Source organism: Pseudomonas sp. NPDC079367 (assembly GCF_044542195.1).
Lineage (GTDB): Bacteria > Pseudomonadota > Gammaproteobacteria > Pseudomonadales > Pseudomonadaceae > Aquipseudomonas.
This window is the reverse complement of the sequence record NZ_JBITTW010000026.1, coordinates 46,432-64,059: the sequence shown is the minus strand read 5'-3', so window position 1 is coordinate 64,059 and position 17,628 is coordinate 46,432. Positions and strand designations below refer to the sequence as shown.

Below are 17,628 nucleotides of genomic sequence, written 5' to 3'. Positions count from 1 at the left end.
CCGAGCACCAGGTCGCCTTTGTCGGACTGGCTGATGTAGCCGTGCACGGCGTTGGACATGATCACGCTGTCGATAATCGGCTTGATCGGCTCCGACACCAGCGCTTGCAGCGGGTGGGATTCGATCGGCAGGCGAAAGCCGGCGAGCTTGGCCATGTGCCCGGAGTTACCGGCAGTGACCACGCCGACGCGCTTGGCGCCAATGAAGCCCTTGTTGGTTTCCACGCCGATGCACACGCCGTTTTCCTTGCGGAAACCGATCACTTCGGTCTGCTGGATCAGGTCCACGCCCAAGGCATCGGCGGCACGCGCGAAGCCCCAGGCCACGGCATCGTGACGGGCCACGCCGCCGCGACGCTGCACCGTGGCGCCCATTACCGGGTAGCGGGTATTTTTTGAGCAATCGAGGTACGGAATTTCGTCTGCCACTTGCTTGGCGTTGAGCAGTTCACCATCCACGCCGTTGAGGCGGTTGGCGCTGACCCGACGTTCCGAATCCCGGATGTCCTGCAGGGTGTGGCACAGGTTGTAGACGCCGCGCTGGGAGAACATCACGTTGTAGTTGAGGTCCTGCGACAGGCCTTCCCACAACTTCATCGCGTGTTCGTACAGGTGCGCCGACTCGTCCCACAGGTAGTTGGAACGCACGATGGTGGTGTTGCGCGCGGTGTTACCGCCGCCGAGCCAGCCCTTCTCGACCACGGCGACGTTGGTGATGCCGTGCTCCTTGGCCAGATAGTAGGCCGTCGCCAGGCCGTGCCCGCCGCCGCCGACGATGACCACGTCGTAGACTTTTTTCGGGGTGGGCGTGCGCCACATGCGCTGCCAGTTTTCGTGGTGGCTGAGCGAGTGTTTGAACAGGCCGAAGCCGGAATAGCGTTGCATAGTCATTACTCCAAAACCGACTCAGCGATAAACCGGGAAGTCTGCGCACAGGGCCGAGACCTGCTGGGCGACATTGGCCTCGACATCGGCGTCGCCGAGGTTGTCGAGGATGTCGCAGATCCAGCCGGCGAGGGTTTCGCACTGGCTGACCTTGAAGCCGCGCGTGGTCACCGCCGGGGTGCCGATGCGCAGGCCCGAGGTCACGAACGGCGACTGCGGGTCGTTCGGCACGGCGTTCTTGTTCACGGTGATGTGCGCACGGCCCAGCGCAGCGTCGGCGTCCTTGCCGGTCAGGCCCTGACGGATCAGGCTGACCAGGAACAGATGGTTGTCGGTGCCGCCGGAGACCACATCGTAGCCACGCTTGATGAACACGCTGGCCATCGCCTGAGCGTTGTCGATCACTTGTTGCTGATAGGCCTTGAAACCCGGCTCCAGCGCTTCCTTGAAGCACACCGCCTTACCGGCGATGACGTGCATCAGCGGGCCACCCTGGGCGCCGGGGAACACTGCAGCGTTGAGCTTCTTTTCAATTTCTTCGTTGGACTTGGCCAGGATCAGCCCGCCACGCGGACCGCGCAGGGTTTTGTGGGTGGTGGTGGTGACCACGTCGGCGTACGGCAGCGGGTTCGGGTACAGGCCGGCAGCCACTAGACCGGCGACGTGAGCCATGTCGACGAACAGCAGCGCGCCAACCTTGTCCGCGATCTGACGGAAGCGCGGGAAGTCCAGTGTCTTCGAGTAAGCGGAGAACCCGGCGACGATCATTTTCGGCTTGCACTCGACGGCCAGACGCTCGACTTCGTCGTAGTCGATCAGCCCGGTGTCGGTGTTGATGCCGTACTGCACGGCGTTGTAGAGCTTGCCCGAAGACGACACTTTCGCGCCGTGGGTCAGGTGACCGCCGTGGGCCAGGCTCATGCCGAGAATGGTGTCGCCCGGCTGGATCAGCGCCAGGTACACCGCGCTGTTGGCCGAAGAACCGGAGTGCGGCTGGACGTTGGCGTAATCGGCGCCGAACAGTTGCTTGGCGCGTTCGATCGCCAGCGCTTCGACTTTGTCCACGTGCTCGCAGCCGCCGTAATAGCGCTTGCCCGGATAGCCTTCGGCGTATTTGTTGGTCAGGCCGCTGCCTTGCGCCTGCATGACGCGCTTGCTGGTGTAGTTCTCCGACGCGATCAGCTCGATGTGATCTTCCTGACGTTGCTCCTCGGCATTCATCGCCGCCAGCAGTGCATCGTCGTAACCCTGGATCTGGTCTTGCTTGCTGAACATCGCGTCTCTCCCAGCGGCATCTGTGCGCCATTCGTCTCGGTAAGGCACCGGCAATCGCAGCGGTGCCCTTTGATGCGATGGTATGGCCGGCTTCGAGTGGTCAAATGCCTGCGGGCGCCACGCAAAGGTGCGTTTACGACATGGCTGGAAATGACTGGACAATGCGTTCCCCTGTAGGAGCTGCCGAAGGCTGCGATCTTTTGACTTTGACTTTGAAGATCAAAAGATCGCAGCCTTCGGCAGCTCCTACAGGGGTTATGCGATCAACTGGCGGGCGGCGAGCAGCAGGAGGAAATGCGCCGGATAAAGCGCATACGCCCAGCGCCGCATCGCTGGCGGCTGAAGGTGTCGCAGATGTCGCAACAGGAACATTCCCAGCACTGGCGCAAACAGACACGTCGCCAGACCGAGAATCGCCACGCAGTTGCCGAACCGCGCCGATTCGAGCAACACCTGCCATTGGTTCGCCGCCAGACAGACCAGCCCCGGCAACAGACTGAAATACAACGGCCGCCGAAATATCAGCAGCATCGCCAACGGCAGCAGCACGCCGAAGAAACCGAACATCAGCCGATCTGAAAAAAACGCCCCAGCTACCAGCGCGGCCAATGCGAGCAACCGCGAAATCGATGCCGAATCCTGCCAACCCCGCGCCACCAGCAGCCCCAACGCCAGAGTCGGCATCACGTTCAACGTGTCAGGCTCGGGAATGTACAAGCGATAAGGAATTTCACTGATGGCACTGAACAGCAACAGCCAGCTCAGATATCGCCACTCCATCTTCCGCGAACCGTCGCGCGCCAGATTCGCCGCCATCGCCAGGCAAAACCATGGAAACGCCAGGCGACCTGGCACAAACAACCAGTCGACGGAGAAGCCGACATATCGCAGATGATCGAGCAACATGCTCAGCAGCGCCAACCACTTGAGCAGGTCCAGCGCACCGTCGCGTTGGCTCAGGTGCATAATCGGCCCATAAACTGGTAATTTTCCCCACCCGACATTGCATGTGCTCCCCGGAAGATCTTCGGTAAAGTGCGCATCCTCATTGACCACGAGCCTTCACAAGAGTCTCGATTACGGAAGCCGGCCATGACCGACAAGAGCCAACAATTCGCCAGCGACAACTATTCCGGTATCTGCCCTGAAGCCTGGGCAGCCATGGAACAGGCCAACCACGGCCACCAGCGCGCTTACGGCGACGATGAATGGACCGCCCGTGCGGCCGATCATTTCCGCAACCTGTTCGAAACCGACTGCGAAGTGTTCTTCGCCTTCAACGGCACCGCCGCCAACTCGCTGGCCCTGTCGTCGCTGTGCCAGAGTTACCACAGCGTGATCTGCTCGGAAACCGCCCACGTCGAAACCGACGAATGCGGCGCTCCGGAATTCTTTTCCAACGGTTCGAAACTGCTGATTGCCGGCACCGAAAACGGCAAGATCACTCCGCAGTCGATCCGCGAAGTCGCACTCAAGCGCCAGGACATTCATTACCCGAAACCGCGCGTCGTCACCCTGACCCAGGCCACTGAAGTCGGCAGCGTCTACACCCCGGAAGAAGTCCGCGCGATCAGCGCCACCTGCAAAGAGCTGGGCCTGCACCTGCACATGGACGGCGCGCGGTTTTCCAACGCCTGCGCATTCCTTGGCTGCTCGCCGGCGGATCTAACCTGGAAGGCCGGCGTCGATGTGCTGTGCTTTGGCGGCACGAAAAACGGCATGGCCGTGGGCGAGGCGATTCTGTTCTTCAACCACAAACTGGCCGAAGACTTCGATTACCGCTGCAAACAGGCCGGGCAACTGGCGTCGAAAATGCGCTTCCTGTCGGCGCCCTGGGTCGGCATTCTGGAAAACGGCGCCTGGCTCAAATACGCCCGCCACGCCAACCACTGCGCGCAGCTACTGGCCGAACTGGTCAGCGACATTCCCGGCGTCGAACTGATGTTCCCGGTCCAGGCCAACGGCGTGTTCCTGCAACTGTCGGAACCGGCCATCGCTGCGTTGACTGCAAAGAACTGGCGTTTCTACACCTTCATCGGCAAGGGCGGCGCACGATTCATGTGCTCCTGGGACACCGAAGAAGAGCGCGTGCGCGAACTGGCGCGCGATATTCGCGAGGTCATGTCGGCCTGATTCCCCTCCCTAGTTGCATTCCCATGCTCAGCACGGGAATGCAACCCAGAGGCTGCGCGTCGCAGACCTGCATTTTCAGAATCGGACTACACCAAGGCCTACAGAAAGCACAAAAAACCCGCCATAGACTGCCCGCTCCCGATTCAAGGAGCGCACGCGATGGCAATTCCCGGCTACATGACGATCATGGGCAAGACCCAAGGGCTGATTTCGGCAGGCTGCTCAACGCCTGATTCGGTCGGCAACAGATATCAGGCGGCACACACCGATCAAATCATGGTGCTGTCGTACAGCCACAACCTCGCCAACCTCGACAACTCTCACCGAGCCACCCACGCGCCGGTCATTGTCACCAAAGTCGTCGACAAATCTTCACCGCTGCTGGCCCAGGCACTGGCCAACCGTGAAGAGATCGACTGCAAGATCAACTTCTACCGAACCTCCCCTCAGGGTCAGCAGGAAAAATACTTTTCTGTCTCGATCGACGGTGCGGTGCTCACCGAACTGAACCTGGATATGCCCCACGTCATTCTGCACAGCGACGCTGAGCCTCAGGAGCAGGTCGCCATTCGTTATCGTGGTATCAGCTGGGTGCATCACCTCGCCGGGACCAGTGGCCATGCCTCATGGGGCGAAGAAGGTTGAGCGATCAACGCCACGACCTCAGCGACGTTCGACACGCTGCCGGCAAGCTGCTCGCACAGGCACAGACAGTCGGCTCACGTCATCTGGCATTCGGCAGTGCGCGCGTGCAGTTCAATCAGGAGGTCGCGCGCTTCGCCAAGGGCATTGTCGATGATGTCGCCAGCGGCCGCCTTTCAGCGGACATGGGCCTTGACGCCCTTGCACAGGAACAGCGTCATCTTCTGAACCAATCCAGAGTTCTGGTACGCGGCACCAAAGGTGCCGTTCCTGAAGGGGTAAAAAAAAGCCCATTATCGATGCTCAGGCAGCCTGCCTCGCGCTCCGATCCAGACAGGTTGCTGCGCGCGATTCATCAGCAGAACCTCAGGGTGGCACGCGTCAATAACAGCAGCACCGCGCGCAGCCCTCACCCCGTCAACGACTTGAAGTTCTTCCCCAGCGAGCACTGGCCGCAAGATCGTCCGGCCCCGTCAGAGCCGGGGTTTTACATCGTGCCGAAAAGCATTGTCGCCGAGAAGCTTGAGGCACAACTGCTCCCCTCCGCCAACCCGAATGTCATCGCCAGATTCAGGAGTCTGAATCCGAACCCGGACATGATTAAAGCGGGTTCGATGATCGTGCTGAGCGACCCTGACAATCAGCAATGCACATACGAAGAAGCATTGCTGATGCAGACCGCCCGTTTCGTCAGTGCGACGCTGGAACCACTGACCTTGGAAGAAGCGGATTTCATGGCGCAGCACTATGGCGTGATCCAGACCGCACTCGCCTATGAATCAAAAGTGATCGGGGTCGTCACGGCCATGGCAGCCAATCATCTGGATGGCATAAAAAATGTCCTCGCGGATCTTGAGCAGCTGCATGTTCATACGCTGGACGCAAAAAACCACCGGGTCTCTGAAGAATTCATAAACAAGCGTGACCAATTACTCAAAAAGCTGGACGTCCAACTCAATCGGTTCACCCGACAGAGTATTGGCATCCCCGATTACCCGAGCCTGAAGACCACTCTAGGCATTGATCATCCCTATCTTGTGCACCACTGGCGAAAAGCCGGCGGCATCGGCCAGAACCCAGGTTATGCCACGCATATTCGGGCAGTCAGCCAAGCATCACAGTACGTTAAATATGGCGGCTGGATCGGTACAGCGGTGGGTGGTGGCGCCTCCGCCTTAAAGGTGCAGGATGTCTGCATGCACGGAAGCGCGGAGGCATGTGAAAAAGTGAAGTTCACGGAGAGCGGAAGCTTTTTGGGTGGTGTGGGTGGCGGAATGGTTGCCGGCGCGCTCGTAAGCTTGACTGCCTCAACGATTTGCGTAGGCGCTGGCCTCCCGACAGGCGGGCTTGGCACTGTACTTTGCAGTGCGCTACTGGCAGGACTCGGAAATTACGCCGGCGGGACTTTGGGCGAGAAAGGCGGCGAACGGATCGCACAGAAAGTATACGAGGCTGTTAAATGACTCTTCGTACTTCAGAGAAAATATTCTTGTTGATTGGTATTGTAGACTTCGTCGGCATATTTATTTTGATAGGAGTGATGTTATATGTCGCGAAAACAAAGACCGAAACCATATTGAACCATCTAACAAACAGTTCTATTTCGAGCAGACTGATAATGCTTTGGCACGGAGGTCCTTGGGGCAAAATCTACATGATGGGAGAAGTGTTCGACATCATGCGAAACCCTGAACTTTACATTTACACCGGAAAACTTTGCGCGAAAGACTTCGAAAACTTCCCCAAAAAACTGAAAAAGAACCTGATTATTTTATACAAACTGGTTTTCATTTTTTTTGCAATTATGATGTGCTTGGGAATAAGCTCATCCGTAGATCAAATTAACAATATCGTAAAAGATCCAATTGTGATCATGACACTGGTGAGTTTCACAGGTCTTTTAGTGGTAAATGGAATTTTACTTTATACCGCCAAGAGAAGACTGGAAACGATCCTAAATAGCCTGAAACGCAGTTCAATCACATCGTCTTTGCTCATGTTATGGCAAGCGGGCCTGGGGGGACGTATTTATATGTTGGGTGAGATTTTCGGCATCCTCAAAAAACCCGCACGGTACATTTCTCAAGGCAAAGTCAGCGCAAGAGACGTTAAGAATTTCCCGCCAAAACTCAAACGCGACCTGCTCACACTGAATAAATACCAGCAAATATTTGGCTTTGCCTTTGTGGGCTTCGGCCTGCTCGCTTTGTTCGGGCTGATTTGAAATTGCACTTTCCCGGTCGATCTCCTCATTTAGGAGATCGACCCAAGTTCATGGCTATTTAAAACTCAATCCGCACATCCCCCTTCGGCACGCTGCAGCACGACAGGATAAATCCTTCCGCCTCGTCGTCCTCGGTAATCCCGCCGTTGTGTTCCATCTCCACTTCGCCGCCCAGTTTCATCACCTTGCATGTCCCGCAAATGCCCATGCCGCAGGCTTTGGGGATCATCAGGCCGAGCTTGGCGGCGGCTGCGTGCACGGTTTCGCCCGGGCCGACACGGATGCTCTTGCCAGAAGCGGTGAATTCGACCTGGTGCAGATCCGCCGCGTCGATTTCCGGCGCATCGGCGGCTTGCTCGGCCTGCTCCACCGCGTCGGCACGCGCCTCGGGTGGCGTGGCGCCGAAAGATTCTTCGTGATAGCGCGACATGTCGTAGCCGGCCGCTTCCAGCAAGCGCTTGACTGCGGTCATGTACGGCGTCGGGCCGCAGCAGAACACTTCGCGCTCGAGGAAATCCGGCACCATCAGTTCGAGCATCTTGTGATTCAGATAACCGCGATAACCAGCCCAGGGCTCACCGAGGCCGTGCTTCTCACAGATCAGGTGCAGGCTGAAGTTATCGATCCGCGACGCCATGTGCTCAAGCTCGCGGTGGTAAATGATGTCTTTCGGCGAGCGCGCGCTGTGCACGAAGGTCATGTCGACGTTGGCGTTGGTGTCGTAGAACCAGCGCGCCATCGACATGCACGGGGTGATGCCGACGCCGCCGCTCAGGTACAGGACTTTCGGGCTCGGGAAGTCGATCGCGTTGAACAGCCCGACCGGGCCGTGCACCGCCAGCTCCTGACCTTCATGCAGGGTGTCGTGCAGCCAGTTCGAGACCTTGCCGCCCGGCACGCGTTTGATTGTCACAGAGAAGCTGTACGGCACCGACGGCGAGCTGGAAATCGTGTACGAGCGCATGATCGGCTGGCCTTCGATTTCCAGCTCAAGGGTGACGAACTGCCCCGGCTTGAAGAAGAACAGGATCGGCTGGTCGGCCATAAAGCAGAAGGTGCGCACATCCCAGGTTTCCTGGATGACTTTGACGCAACGGACAATGTGTCGGCCATTGGCCCAGGTCTGGGTGGTGACCGGATTCAGGAAGCTGTTGGACATGCTGTTCTCCACGGCCGACTGTCGGCCTCTTGTCGGCGATTCTGCGTATAGCGCAGACCGTGCGTTTACCTATCCGCGACATTGACATACTTATCGCGACCAGCCCTTGAACACCGGGCCTTGCGCGTCGGGAACAGATTGCACCATGTCGCCCATGGATAAGGTTCGGGGCAGCGCCGGCCCCACACTCGCCCCAACACAAGACGATTTCTTTACACCTTGCGTAGCAACCGTTTTGCAGTACACCTGATCAGCCACTTTCGCCGGCCACGCAGAGGGCCATGAGGATTACATCGATGGACGTCACCGCAAAAATCAGCCTGGGCGATCCGCTGGAACCCGCACGCAAGGCCACCGCACAAATGCTCCAGGAACGCGAGCGGACCTTTTCCCTGCCGCAGCCGTTCTACAGCGACGAGCGCCTGTTCGATATCGACATGCAGGAGATCTTTCAGAAAGAGTGGTTGATCGCCGGCATGACCTGCGAAATCCCGGCCAAGGGCAACTACCTGACTTTGCAGATCGGCAAGAACCCGATCATCGTCATTCGCGGCGCCGAAGGTGTGGTGCATGCCTTCCACAACGTCTGCCGCCACCGTGGCTCGCGCCTGTGCACCAGTGAAAAAGGCAAGGTCGCGAAACTGGTCTGCCACTACCACCAGTGGACGTATGAACTGGACGGGCGCCTGCTGTTCGCCGGCACCGAGATGGGCGCCGACTTCGACATGAAGCAGTACGGCCTCAAACCGGTGAACGTGAAAACCGCCGGTGGCTACATCTTCATCAGCCTGGCGGAAAACCCGCCGGCCATCGATGATTTCCTGTCGACGCTCAACCACTACATGGAACCGTACGACATGGAGAACACCAAGGTGGCGATCACCACCACCTTGATGGAAAAGGCCAACTGGAAACTGGTGCTGGAAAACAACCGCGAGTGCTACCACTGCAACGCGTCGCACCCGGAGCTGCTGAAGACCCTGCTGGAGTGGGACGACGTCACCGACCCGCGCGCCGATCAGGCGTTCAAGGATCACGTCGCCGCCTCCGCCGCTGCCTGGGAAGCCGAGAAGATCCCTTACGCCCACGCCAGTTTCGGCTTGCGCAACCGTATCGTGCGCATGCCGCTGCTCAAGGGCACCGTGTCGATGACCCTCGACGGCAAGCAAGGCTGCGCGAAACTGATGGGCCGGATCAAGAACCCGGACCTGGGCTCGATGCGCATCCTGCACCTGCCGCATTCGTGGAACCACTGCATGGGCGATCACATCATCGTCTTCACCGTTTGGCCGATCAGCGCCCAGGAAACCATGGTTACCACCAAGTGGCTGGTGCACAAAGACGCGGTGGAAGGTGTCGATTACGACGTTGAGCGCATGCGTCAGGTGTGGGACGCGACCAACGATCAGGACCGGCGTCTGGCTGAAGAAAACCAGCGCGGGATCAACTCCACGGCCTACCAGCCAGGGCCTTACTCGAAGACTTACGAGTTTGGCGTGGTCAACTTCGTCGATTGGTACAGCGAGCGGATGCTGAACAACCTCGGGGCCGAGCCTGCGCCTTATCTCAAAGGCGTACCGGTTCAGGGCTGATCAAGAGCAAAAGATCGCAGCCTTCGGCAGCTCCTACAGCTGGAATGCATTCCAGCTGTGGGAGCGGGCTTGCTCGCGAAGGCGTCCTGCCAAATACCACACCCCCAAAGCAGATTGCACAATTTCTGATCAACCACCCCCCACCCATACCCACCAAGCCCTCCAGCCTTCCGCGAACAACTTATCCACATGCCCACCCACAGCAAATGGGGGTAACTGTGTGTGAGTCGGAAATTATCCTGCTGATTTGCAAAGAAAAACCGTGACTTTTGCAAAAGCACGGATCGCCAAAACGTCTGATTGTTTTTTGATCAGCTCGCTGTAAGCCACGCAAAATAAGGCCCGTAGCGGGTAGCGAACACGTTATCCACAGAAGCGCCAACAGAGAACGGGGGTAACTTTGTCTCGTCTGTGGAAAAGCGCATGAAACTCGGGAAAAACCCGCGCTCAAGAGGATTTCGTTGCAGCAGAGCTCCATTTGAGCAAAATCTGAGCAATTCTTTGTAGGCCTCGATTTATAAGGCTCTTGGCAGACGACGAACATCTTATCCACAGAGGCGCCAACAGAGATTGGGGGCAACTCGAAGCGTTATCCCGTGGAAAACTCTGTAAAAACCGCCACTTAGATTGATTGTTTTTTGATCTGAGGCCTGCAAGCCGCGGCGGATATGGCTTGCAGCGAGGGACGAACACGTTATCCACAGACTGACCAACAGCGATTGTGTGTAACCCCTCAGGAGTGGATAACCTGATTCATGCTCGGTACATCAAAAGGGCTTCGCCCGTTACCCGTATCATCGGATGGGGAACAACTTGGCAGGTTTTGACAATGCCGAAGCCATGACGCTCATAAAAGCGGCGCGCGCCAGTGTTGGCCGCACAGTCGATCAGGCTCAGACCATTCAGTCCGAACTGCTCGGCGCGCTTCTTGGCATGCCGAAGAAACTGCACACCCAACCCTTGGTTGCGCCAGCCTTCGTGCAGCGCCAGGCTGGAGATGTACAACGAATCCAGCACTTCCATATCCGCATACGGCGCCAGTACCGGATCGGTGGGCGGCGTCGGTTCAGGATCTTCGCGCATGGCGTAACTGTGCATCATGCCAACGACGCCCCCTTCCGCCTCGGCGATGAGACAGTTCTGCCAGGAAAAATCCACATCGTCGCGGGCATAACGTCGCTCCCCGACGTCCAGCAGCGCCTCTCCGGGCGCCGCCAACTGGCTCCAGATGTAATCCGAAGCGCCCTCCGACGAAATCTGAAACAAACGTGCGATATCGCGCGCATCCGTGCGACGGGCAGGTCGAAACTCAACAGCCATTCACTTGACTCCTCGCGTTCGAGTTGGGGTTTTAACCTGTGGTTGAAGCTGATCGCAAAGGAATGCGGAGGTTTTTCCATGTCAACAAATGACAGCCTGCCGAACACGCACCTGTGGGAGCGGGCTCGCTCGCGAAGAGGCCGAGTCAGTCAACATCAATGTCGCCCGACACACTGCTATCGCGAGCAAGCCCGCTCCCACAAGGAATTGGGTGCAGTGTCAGCGGACAACACCTTCTTCGATGAGGAGTTTGAGAATCGCTTCGGCACCCGCCTGCGCAGTGACGCCTTTGAGCACTTGCCCACCGCCGCCACTGGCTTTTGCGGTAGCGGCTTTCATCCGGTCAGCCCCGCTCTTGGCCTTGATCACTTTCAAACGCTTGGGCCGTGGCTTGGCCGGTTGCAGCGTGGCGACGGCCAGGAGTTGGTCATCCACCACCTCAACTTCATCAGCCTGTAACTCGCCCCGTCGCGCCGGTCCGTAAGCACTTTGCCGAGGCTTCGGCGCGGCGTTATCCACAGTCGCCAGAAACGGCAGTTTCACCTTCAAGCGCCGCCGCTGCCCGCGCGGCAACGCTTGCAGGACCAACGCCGAGCCGTCATTGATCGATTCGACCTGCGCCAGGCCCACCACCAGTGGCCAGCCCAGACTTTCAGCCAGCAGGAACGGCAACATCCCCGAGCCTTCCCCGGTTTCCGCCTGGCTGCCGGTCAGCACCACCTGCGCGCCGGCATCGCGCAGGTATGCGGTCAGCGCCGGCAACGCATCAGCGCCAGCCGGTTGTTCAAGCACGTGCATCTGCTCCAGGCCCATGCCCAAATACGCACGCAATGCCGGTTCGGCAACATCACCGGCGTGCAGCACTTGCAGGTTATCCCCAGCCAGTTGCAGGCCCAGTTCGACCGCGCGGGCGTCCTGTTCGGCGCGCCGTGGCCGGCCGGAGGTCGGGTGGGCGCCGATCGAAACCAGACTGATAACGTTCGTGTTCATAGGGTTTCCTTAAGCCGCATCGCGCTTGGCTTCGTTGCGGTAAGCCGCGACCGCTTCGATCAACGCTTGCAGAATCGCTGCGCTTTCGCCGATCACCGAAAGATCGGCGCGTTTGATCATGTCGCAGCCTGGATCGAGGTTGATCGCCACCACCTTGTCGCAGGCGCCGATACCTTGCAGATGCTGGATCGCCCCGGAGATACCCACCGCGACATACACCCGCGCCGTGACCCAGGTGCCGGACGCGCCGACCTGGCGATCGCGGGCCATGAAGCCATCGTCCACGGCGACCCGCGACGCGCCCTCGGTGGCGCCGAGTGCAGCGGCGGTCTCGTGGAACAGCGACCAGTCCTTCACGCCGTTGCCACCGGAGAAAATGAATTCGGCTTCGGCCATCGGAATCGCGCCCGGGTCCACCGCTACGGCGCCGAGATCTTCGATCCGCGACAGGCTGCGCGCCACGCTTGTGGATAACTTCACTGGCAACGCTTCGTGATGGGTTTCGCTGACCGGTTCTGCGCATTCGGCAGCGGCCAGAATCAACCGCGCGACCGGACGGGCGAGGTCTTGCAGCCCGGCGCCAGCGCGGCCGATGCACTGCTGATCCTTGACTTGCCAGACCCGCGTTGCCGGGCGTTCGCCCAGTGCCGCAGCAAAGCGCCGGCCGAGTTCGCCGCCACCGCTGCGACTGTCCGGCAGCAGCCAGTGGCGCGGACTGAACTGGTTATCCACAGCCCGCAGCCCTTGCACCCGTTGTTCCGGTGCATAACCGCTGAACTCGTCGCCCTCGAGTACCAGCAAGCGGTCGACGCCGGCGGTTTCGAAAGCGGATTCCTTATGCTCGCCAAACACCACCGCCAACACCGCGCCGTCCGTGCCGGCCAGTTGATGAGCGAGGCCCAGCAGATCGCGGTCGTGACTGCTCAGGCGGCCACCGACCATATCCGGCACCACACTGATGTAGAACGCCGGAGCCGGTACCTGATGCAGCGGCAACTGCACTTCAACAGCAGCCGAACGTTTGACCGCCCCACCCTGCTGCGCGCCGCTGCGGTCAATGCGTTTGATGCCGTTAGGGCCGATAAAACCGATGCCATGCAGGTTCTTGCGGATAACGCCATTAGGCCCCATCCAGCTGTGTTGCGCCGGTTGCATGGCCGCGTGCAGCGGATGCAGGCGGTTGCGCGCAATCCATTCGGCGCGCGGGTCGCGGCGGATAATGTCGCTCATCAGTGCACCTCCGCAGGTTCACGTTTGGCCGGGGTGGCAGGCTTGCTTGGCGCGGCGTCCTCGAGCAGCGCGTCGGCGACCAGCTCGGCAATGTCCTTGATCAGCGGACGCGGTTCGACCACGCCTTCGAGCATCGCCGTGCATTGTGGACAACCCACGGCCACCAGTTCGGCGCCGGTCTCGCGGATGTCGTCCATGCGCATATCGGGAATGCGCTGTTTGCCCGGAATGTCCGTGATCGGCGCGCCACCGCCACCGCCACAGCAGCGCGAGCGGAAACCGGAGCGCTGCATCTCTTTGACTTCGATGCCGAGCGCGCGCAGCACTTCGCGCGGCGCTTCGTACTCGCCGTTGTAGCGGCCCAGGTAGCACGGGTCGTGATAGGTCACGCTGTTGCCTCTGTGCTGACCGAGGTTGAGCGCGCCGGCCTGAATGATTTCCGCCATGTAGGTGCTGTGGTGCTGCACCAGATAGTTGCCGTCGAAGGCCCCGTACTCGTTTTTCAACACATGGAAACTGTGCGGGTCGCAGGTAACGATGCGGTTGAAGCTGTATTTGGCCAGGGTCTGGATGTTGCGCTTGGCCAGCAACTGGAACGTCGCCTCGTCGCCGAGACGCCGCGCCACATCGCCGCTGTCACGTTCTTCAAGGCCGAGCACGGCAAAGTCGATTTTCGCCGCCTTCAGCACCTTGACGAAGGCTCGCAAGGTGCGCTGGTTGCGCATGTCGAAAGCGCCGTCGCCGACCCAGAACAGCACGTCGGTGGATTGCTTCTCGCTGAGCAGATTGAGGTTCAGGTCCGCCGCCCAGTTCATCCGCCCGCCCGGGGCGAAACCGCCGGGGTTGTCGGTGGCGATGAGGTTTTCGAGCACTTCGGCGCCCTTGTTCGGCGTCGCGCCTTTTTCCAGGGTCAGATGCCGGCGCATGTCGACGATCGCATCGACGTGCTCGATCATCATCGGGCATTCCTCAACGCAGGCGCGGCACGTGGTGCACGACCACAGGGTTTCGGCATCGACCAGGCCGTTGACGATCGGTTGATGCGGATTGCCGCCGTGTTCGCCGATCGGTTTGCCTGGATACGGGCTACCGGCGAATTTTGCATCGGTGCCGCCCGCGAGGCCGACGACCATATCCTGAATCAGTTTTTTCGGGTTCAACGGCTGGCCGGCGGCGAACGCCGGGCACGCCGCTTCGCACTTGCCGCACTGCACGCAGGCGTCGAAACCGAGCAATTGGTTCCAGGTGAAATCCTTGGGTTTTTCCACGCCCAGCGGCGCATCGGGATTGTTCAGATCCAGCGGCTTCAAACCGGTCGAGCGCCCGCCACCGAAACGTTCCGGGCGGCGGTGCCAGGCCAGATGCAGGGCACCGGCGAAGGCGTGTTTCATTGGCCCGCCCCAGGTCATGCCGAAGAACAGTTCCGACACGCCCCACAACACGCCAATACCGAGAATGGCGGCGAGCACCCAACCGCCGAAGTTTTCCGGCAGGATCCCGGCCACCGGCAGGGTCACCAGGAAAAACGACGCGGAGAAGGCCAGCAGGCTTTTCGGCAGGCGCATCCAAGGGCCTTTCGACAGACGTGCAGGCGGATTGACGCGGCGCAGGTACATGAAGATCGCGCCGACGAACATTACTGCCGACATCAGCAACAAGGCGTAACCGAGGATGCGGTTATGCAGGCCGAAACCGTGCACCAGAATCGCCAGCACGATCGACGCCACCGCACCGCCCGCCGTGGCGACGTGGGTGTTGGCAATGTATTTGTCCCGCGCCACGACGTGGTGCAGGTCGACCATGTAGCGCTTGGGCATGGCCAGCAGACCGCCGAGCAGATCGACCTTCGCCGTCCGCCCCCGGCGCCACATGTTCATCCGCCGCAACGCGCCGAGGACAGCAAGGCCCAAGGCTGCGAACAACAGGATTGGAAGAAGGGTGTTCAACATGGTGAAGCTCCCAAAGACCACACAGGTCTACCGTCAAACTGGCCCGTAATGTGGGAGCGGGCTTGCTCGCGAAGGCGGCGTGTCAGTCGATGCATCCAGTGCCTGGTACATCGCTTTCGCGAGCAAGCCCGCTCCCACATTTGACCGAGTTCACCTCGTTAGAAATCCTTGCAGAGTCGCAGGGCGTCATAGATCGCGGCGTGGGTATTACGCTGCGCCACGCAGTCGCCGATACGGAACAGCAAGTAGCCGTCGCCCGCTTCGCTCAGCGAAGGTTGCGGCTGGATCGCGAACAGCGCTTCGACGTCGATCTGGCCCTTGTTGCGCGAGCCGTCCTTGAGCGCGTAGTAGATTTCCTCGTCCGGGCGCACGCCGTTTTCGACGACCACCTGATCGACCACCCGCTCCTCTTTCGCGCCGGTGTATTCGTTCTCCAGCACCGCCACCAGCTTGTCGCCTTCGCGGTAGACCTTTTCCAGCATCATGTCGCCGGTCATGATCACTTCTTTCGGGTACATGCTGCGGTAGTAGGTCGGGAACGACGTACCGCCAATGGCCACGCCCGGTTTGATGTCGTCGGTGACGATCTCGACCTGGCTGCCCTTGTCCGCGAGGAAGTCGGCGACCGACATCCCGGTGAACTCGCAAATGGTGTCGTAGACCAGCACGTTCTTGCCCGGCGCAACTTTGCCGTCGAGCACGTCCCAGCTGCTGACCACCAGCCCTTCAGCCGCGCCCCAGTGCTCGTTCTGCTCAAGATACGGATGGCCGCCGACCGCCAGCACCACCACGTCCGGACGCAGGTCCATGATGGTGTCGGCATCCGCCGCCGTGCCCAAGCGCAGATCGACTTTCAGCCGCGCCAGTTCCAGCTGGAACCAGCGGGTGATGCCGGCGATCTGGTCGCGCTGCGGTGCTTTCGATGCGGTGGTGATTTGCCCGCCGATGAATTCTTTTTTCTCGAACAGGGTCACGTCGTGGCCACGCTCGGCAGCCACGCGTGCGGCTTCCATCCCCGCAGGGCCGGCGCCAACGATCACCACTTTGCGTTTCGGCCCGGTGGATTTCTCGATGATGTGCGGCACGCCCATGTATTCACGGGAGGTCGCGGCGTTCTGGATGCACAGCACATCGAGACCCTGATACTGGCGGTCGATGCAATAGTTGGCGCCGACGCACTGTTTGATCTGGTCGATCTGGCCCATCTTGATCTTGGCGATCAGGTGCGGGTCAGCGATGTGCGCGCGGGTCATGCCGACCATATCGACGTAACCGCCTTCAAGGATGCGCGTGGCCTGGTTCGGGTCCTTGATGTTCTGCGCGTGCAACACCGGCACCTTGACCACTTCCTTGATCCCGGCAGCCAGGTGCAGGAACGGCTCCGGTGGATAACTCATGTTCGGAATAACGTTGGCCAGGGTGTTGTGGGTGTCGCAACCCGAGCCGACCACGCCGATGAAATCGAGCATGCCGGTGTCGTCGTAATACTTGGCGATCTGCTTCATGTCCTCGTGGGACAAGCCGTCCGGATGGAACTCGTCACCGCACAGACGTATGCCGACGCAGAAGTCGTCACCGACCTCGGCGCGCACGGCTTTGAGTACTTCGAGACCGAACTTCATCCGCCCCTCGAAGCTGCCGCCCCATTCATCGGTGCGCTTGTTGACGCGCGGGCTCCAGAACTGGTCGATCATGTGCTGGTGCACGGCCGACAGTTCGACACCATCCAGACCGCCGGCCTTGGCCCGGCGCGCGGCCTGGGCGTAGTTGCCGATCACTCGCCAGATCTCTTCCGGCTCGATGGTTTTGCAAGTGGCGCGGTGCACCGGTTCACGGATGCCCGAGGGCGACATCAGGGTCGGCCAGTTGAAACCGTCCCAGCGCGAGCGACGACCCATGTGGGTAATCTGGATCATGATCTTGGCGCCATGCTTGTGCATGGCGTCGGCCAGATTCTGGAAGTGCGGAATGATCCGGTCGGTGGACAGATTGACCGAACTCCACCATTCCTGCGGGCTGTCGATCGCCACCACGGACGAACCACCGCAGATGGCCAGGCCGATGCCGCCCTTGGCTTTCTCTTCGTAGTATTTGACGTAGCGGTCGGTGGTCATGCCGCCGTCAGTCGCGTAGACCTCGGCGTGCGCGGTGCTGAGCACGCGGTTGCGGATGGTCAGTTTGCCGATCTGGATCGGCTGGAACATTGCTTCGAAAGCCATGGCACGGTCCT

14 protein-coding genes are annotated in these 17,628 nt (G+C 60.0%); 5 read left to right on the top strand and 9 right to left on the bottom strand.

All coding sequences use genetic code 11. The features are described from left to right. The 3 genes from ACIGDJ_RS19155 to ACIGDJ_RS19145 all read right to left on the bottom strand — a co-directional run. Positions 1 to 884: sarcosine oxidase subunit beta family protein (locus ACIGDJ_RS19155; protein WP_397504593.1), on the bottom strand; the 884-nt coding region annotated here is incomplete at its 3' end. Between the two features lie 21 nt (positions 885 to 905). Beyond that, the gene (glyA, locus tag ACIGDJ_RS19150; protein ID WP_024014589.1) at positions 906 to 2,159 is read right to left on the bottom strand and encodes a serine hydroxymethyltransferase; all 1,254 of its coding nucleotides are present in this window, start codon (positions 2,157 to 2,159) and stop codon (positions 906 to 908) included. Between the two features lie 255 nt (positions 2,160 to 2,414). Next, positions 2,415 to 3,125, bottom strand: coding sequence for a TraX family protein (locus tag ACIGDJ_RS19145; RefSeq protein ID WP_101161026.1), 711 nt, complete (start codon positions 3,123 to 3,125; stop codon positions 2,415 to 2,417). Positions 3,126 to 3,251: 126 nt separating this feature from the next. Here ACIGDJ_RS19145 and ACIGDJ_RS19140 point away from each other — a divergent pair, with 126 nt between their 5' ends. The 4 genes from ACIGDJ_RS19140 to ACIGDJ_RS19125 all read left to right on the top strand — a co-directional run bounded on the left by ACIGDJ_RS19140 (position 3,252) and on the right by ACIGDJ_RS19125 (position 7,158). Next, positions 3,252 to 4,292: a low specificity L-threonine aldolase gene (locus ACIGDJ_RS19140; protein WP_090286977.1), complete on the top strand. Its 1,041-nt coding sequence runs from the start codon at positions 3,252 to 3,254 to the stop codon at positions 4,290 to 4,292. A 159-nt stretch (positions 4,293 to 4,451) separates the two neighbouring features. Next, entirely contained in the window at positions 4,452 to 4,937 is a 486-nt protein-coding gene (locus ACIGDJ_RS19135; protein WP_101161029.1) for an Hcp family type VI secretion system effector, read from the top strand. Continuing rightward, a complete protein-coding gene (locus ACIGDJ_RS19130; protein ID WP_256589892.1) occupies positions 4,934 to 6,397 on the top strand; it encodes a hypothetical protein in 1,464 nt (487 codons plus the stop codon). Before ACIGDJ_RS19135 ends, ACIGDJ_RS19130 begins: the two co-directional genes overlap by 4 nt. Then, positions 6,394 to 7,158, top strand: coding sequence for a hypothetical protein (locus ACIGDJ_RS19125; protein WP_101161034.1), 765 nt, complete (start codon positions 6,394 to 6,396; stop codon positions 7,156 to 7,158). Before ACIGDJ_RS19130 ends, ACIGDJ_RS19125 begins: the two co-directional genes overlap by 4 nt. A gap of 58 nt (positions 7,159 to 7,216) precedes the next feature. On the opposite strand, the gene gbcB is transcribed toward ACIGDJ_RS19125, so the two are convergent. Next, the gene (gene gbcB, locus ACIGDJ_RS19120) at positions 7,217 to 8,317 is read right to left on the bottom strand and encodes a glycine-betaine demethylase subunit GbcB (RefSeq protein WP_016772824.1); all 1,101 of its coding nucleotides are present in this window, start codon (positions 8,315 to 8,317) and stop codon (positions 7,217 to 7,219) included. A 296-nt stretch (positions 8,318 to 8,613) separates the two neighbouring features. Between gbcB and gbcA the strand changes: the two genes are divergently transcribed. Beyond that, complete coding sequence (gene gbcA / locus ACIGDJ_RS19115; RefSeq protein ID WP_039757637.1) at positions 8,614 to 9,909, top strand: glycine-betaine demethylase subunit GbcA; 1,296 nt, start codon at positions 8,614 to 8,616, stop codon at positions 9,907 to 9,909. 753 nt (positions 9,910 to 10,662) lie between these two features. Here the strand turns inward: gbcA and ACIGDJ_RS19110 are convergent. The 5 genes from ACIGDJ_RS19110 to dgcA form a co-directional block, all read right to left on the bottom strand. Beyond that, positions 10,663 to 11,229: a GNAT family N-acetyltransferase gene (locus ACIGDJ_RS19110; protein ID WP_397478612.1), complete on the bottom strand. Its 567-nt coding sequence runs from the start codon at positions 11,227 to 11,229 to the stop codon at positions 10,663 to 10,665. 219 nt (positions 11,230 to 11,448) lie between these two features. Then, positions 11,449 to 12,219: an electron transfer flavoprotein subunit beta gene (locus ACIGDJ_RS19105; protein ID WP_101161040.1), complete on the bottom strand. Its 771-nt coding sequence runs from the start codon at positions 12,217 to 12,219 to the stop codon at positions 11,449 to 11,451. A gap of 9 nt (positions 12,220 to 12,228) precedes the next feature. Continuing rightward, positions 12,229 to 13,449, bottom strand: a complete 1,221-nt coding sequence (locus tag ACIGDJ_RS19100; protein ID WP_397478613.1) for an electron transfer flavoprotein subunit alpha/FixB family protein — start codon at positions 13,447 to 13,449, stop codon at positions 12,229 to 12,231. Further along, on the bottom strand, positions 13,449 to 15,398 hold the full coding sequence (gene dgcB / locus ACIGDJ_RS19095; protein ID WP_397478614.1) for a dimethylglycine demethylation protein DgcB: 1,950 nt from the start codon (positions 15,396 to 15,398) through the stop codon (positions 13,449 to 13,451). Before dgcB ends, ACIGDJ_RS19100 begins: the two co-directional genes overlap by 1 nt. 158 nt (positions 15,399 to 15,556) lie before the next feature. Further along, entirely contained in the window at positions 15,557 to 17,617 is a 2,061-nt protein-coding gene (gene dgcA, locus ACIGDJ_RS19090; RefSeq protein WP_397478615.1) for a dimethylglycine demethylation protein DgcA, read from the bottom strand. Positions 17,618 to 17,628 lie beyond the last annotated feature (11 nt).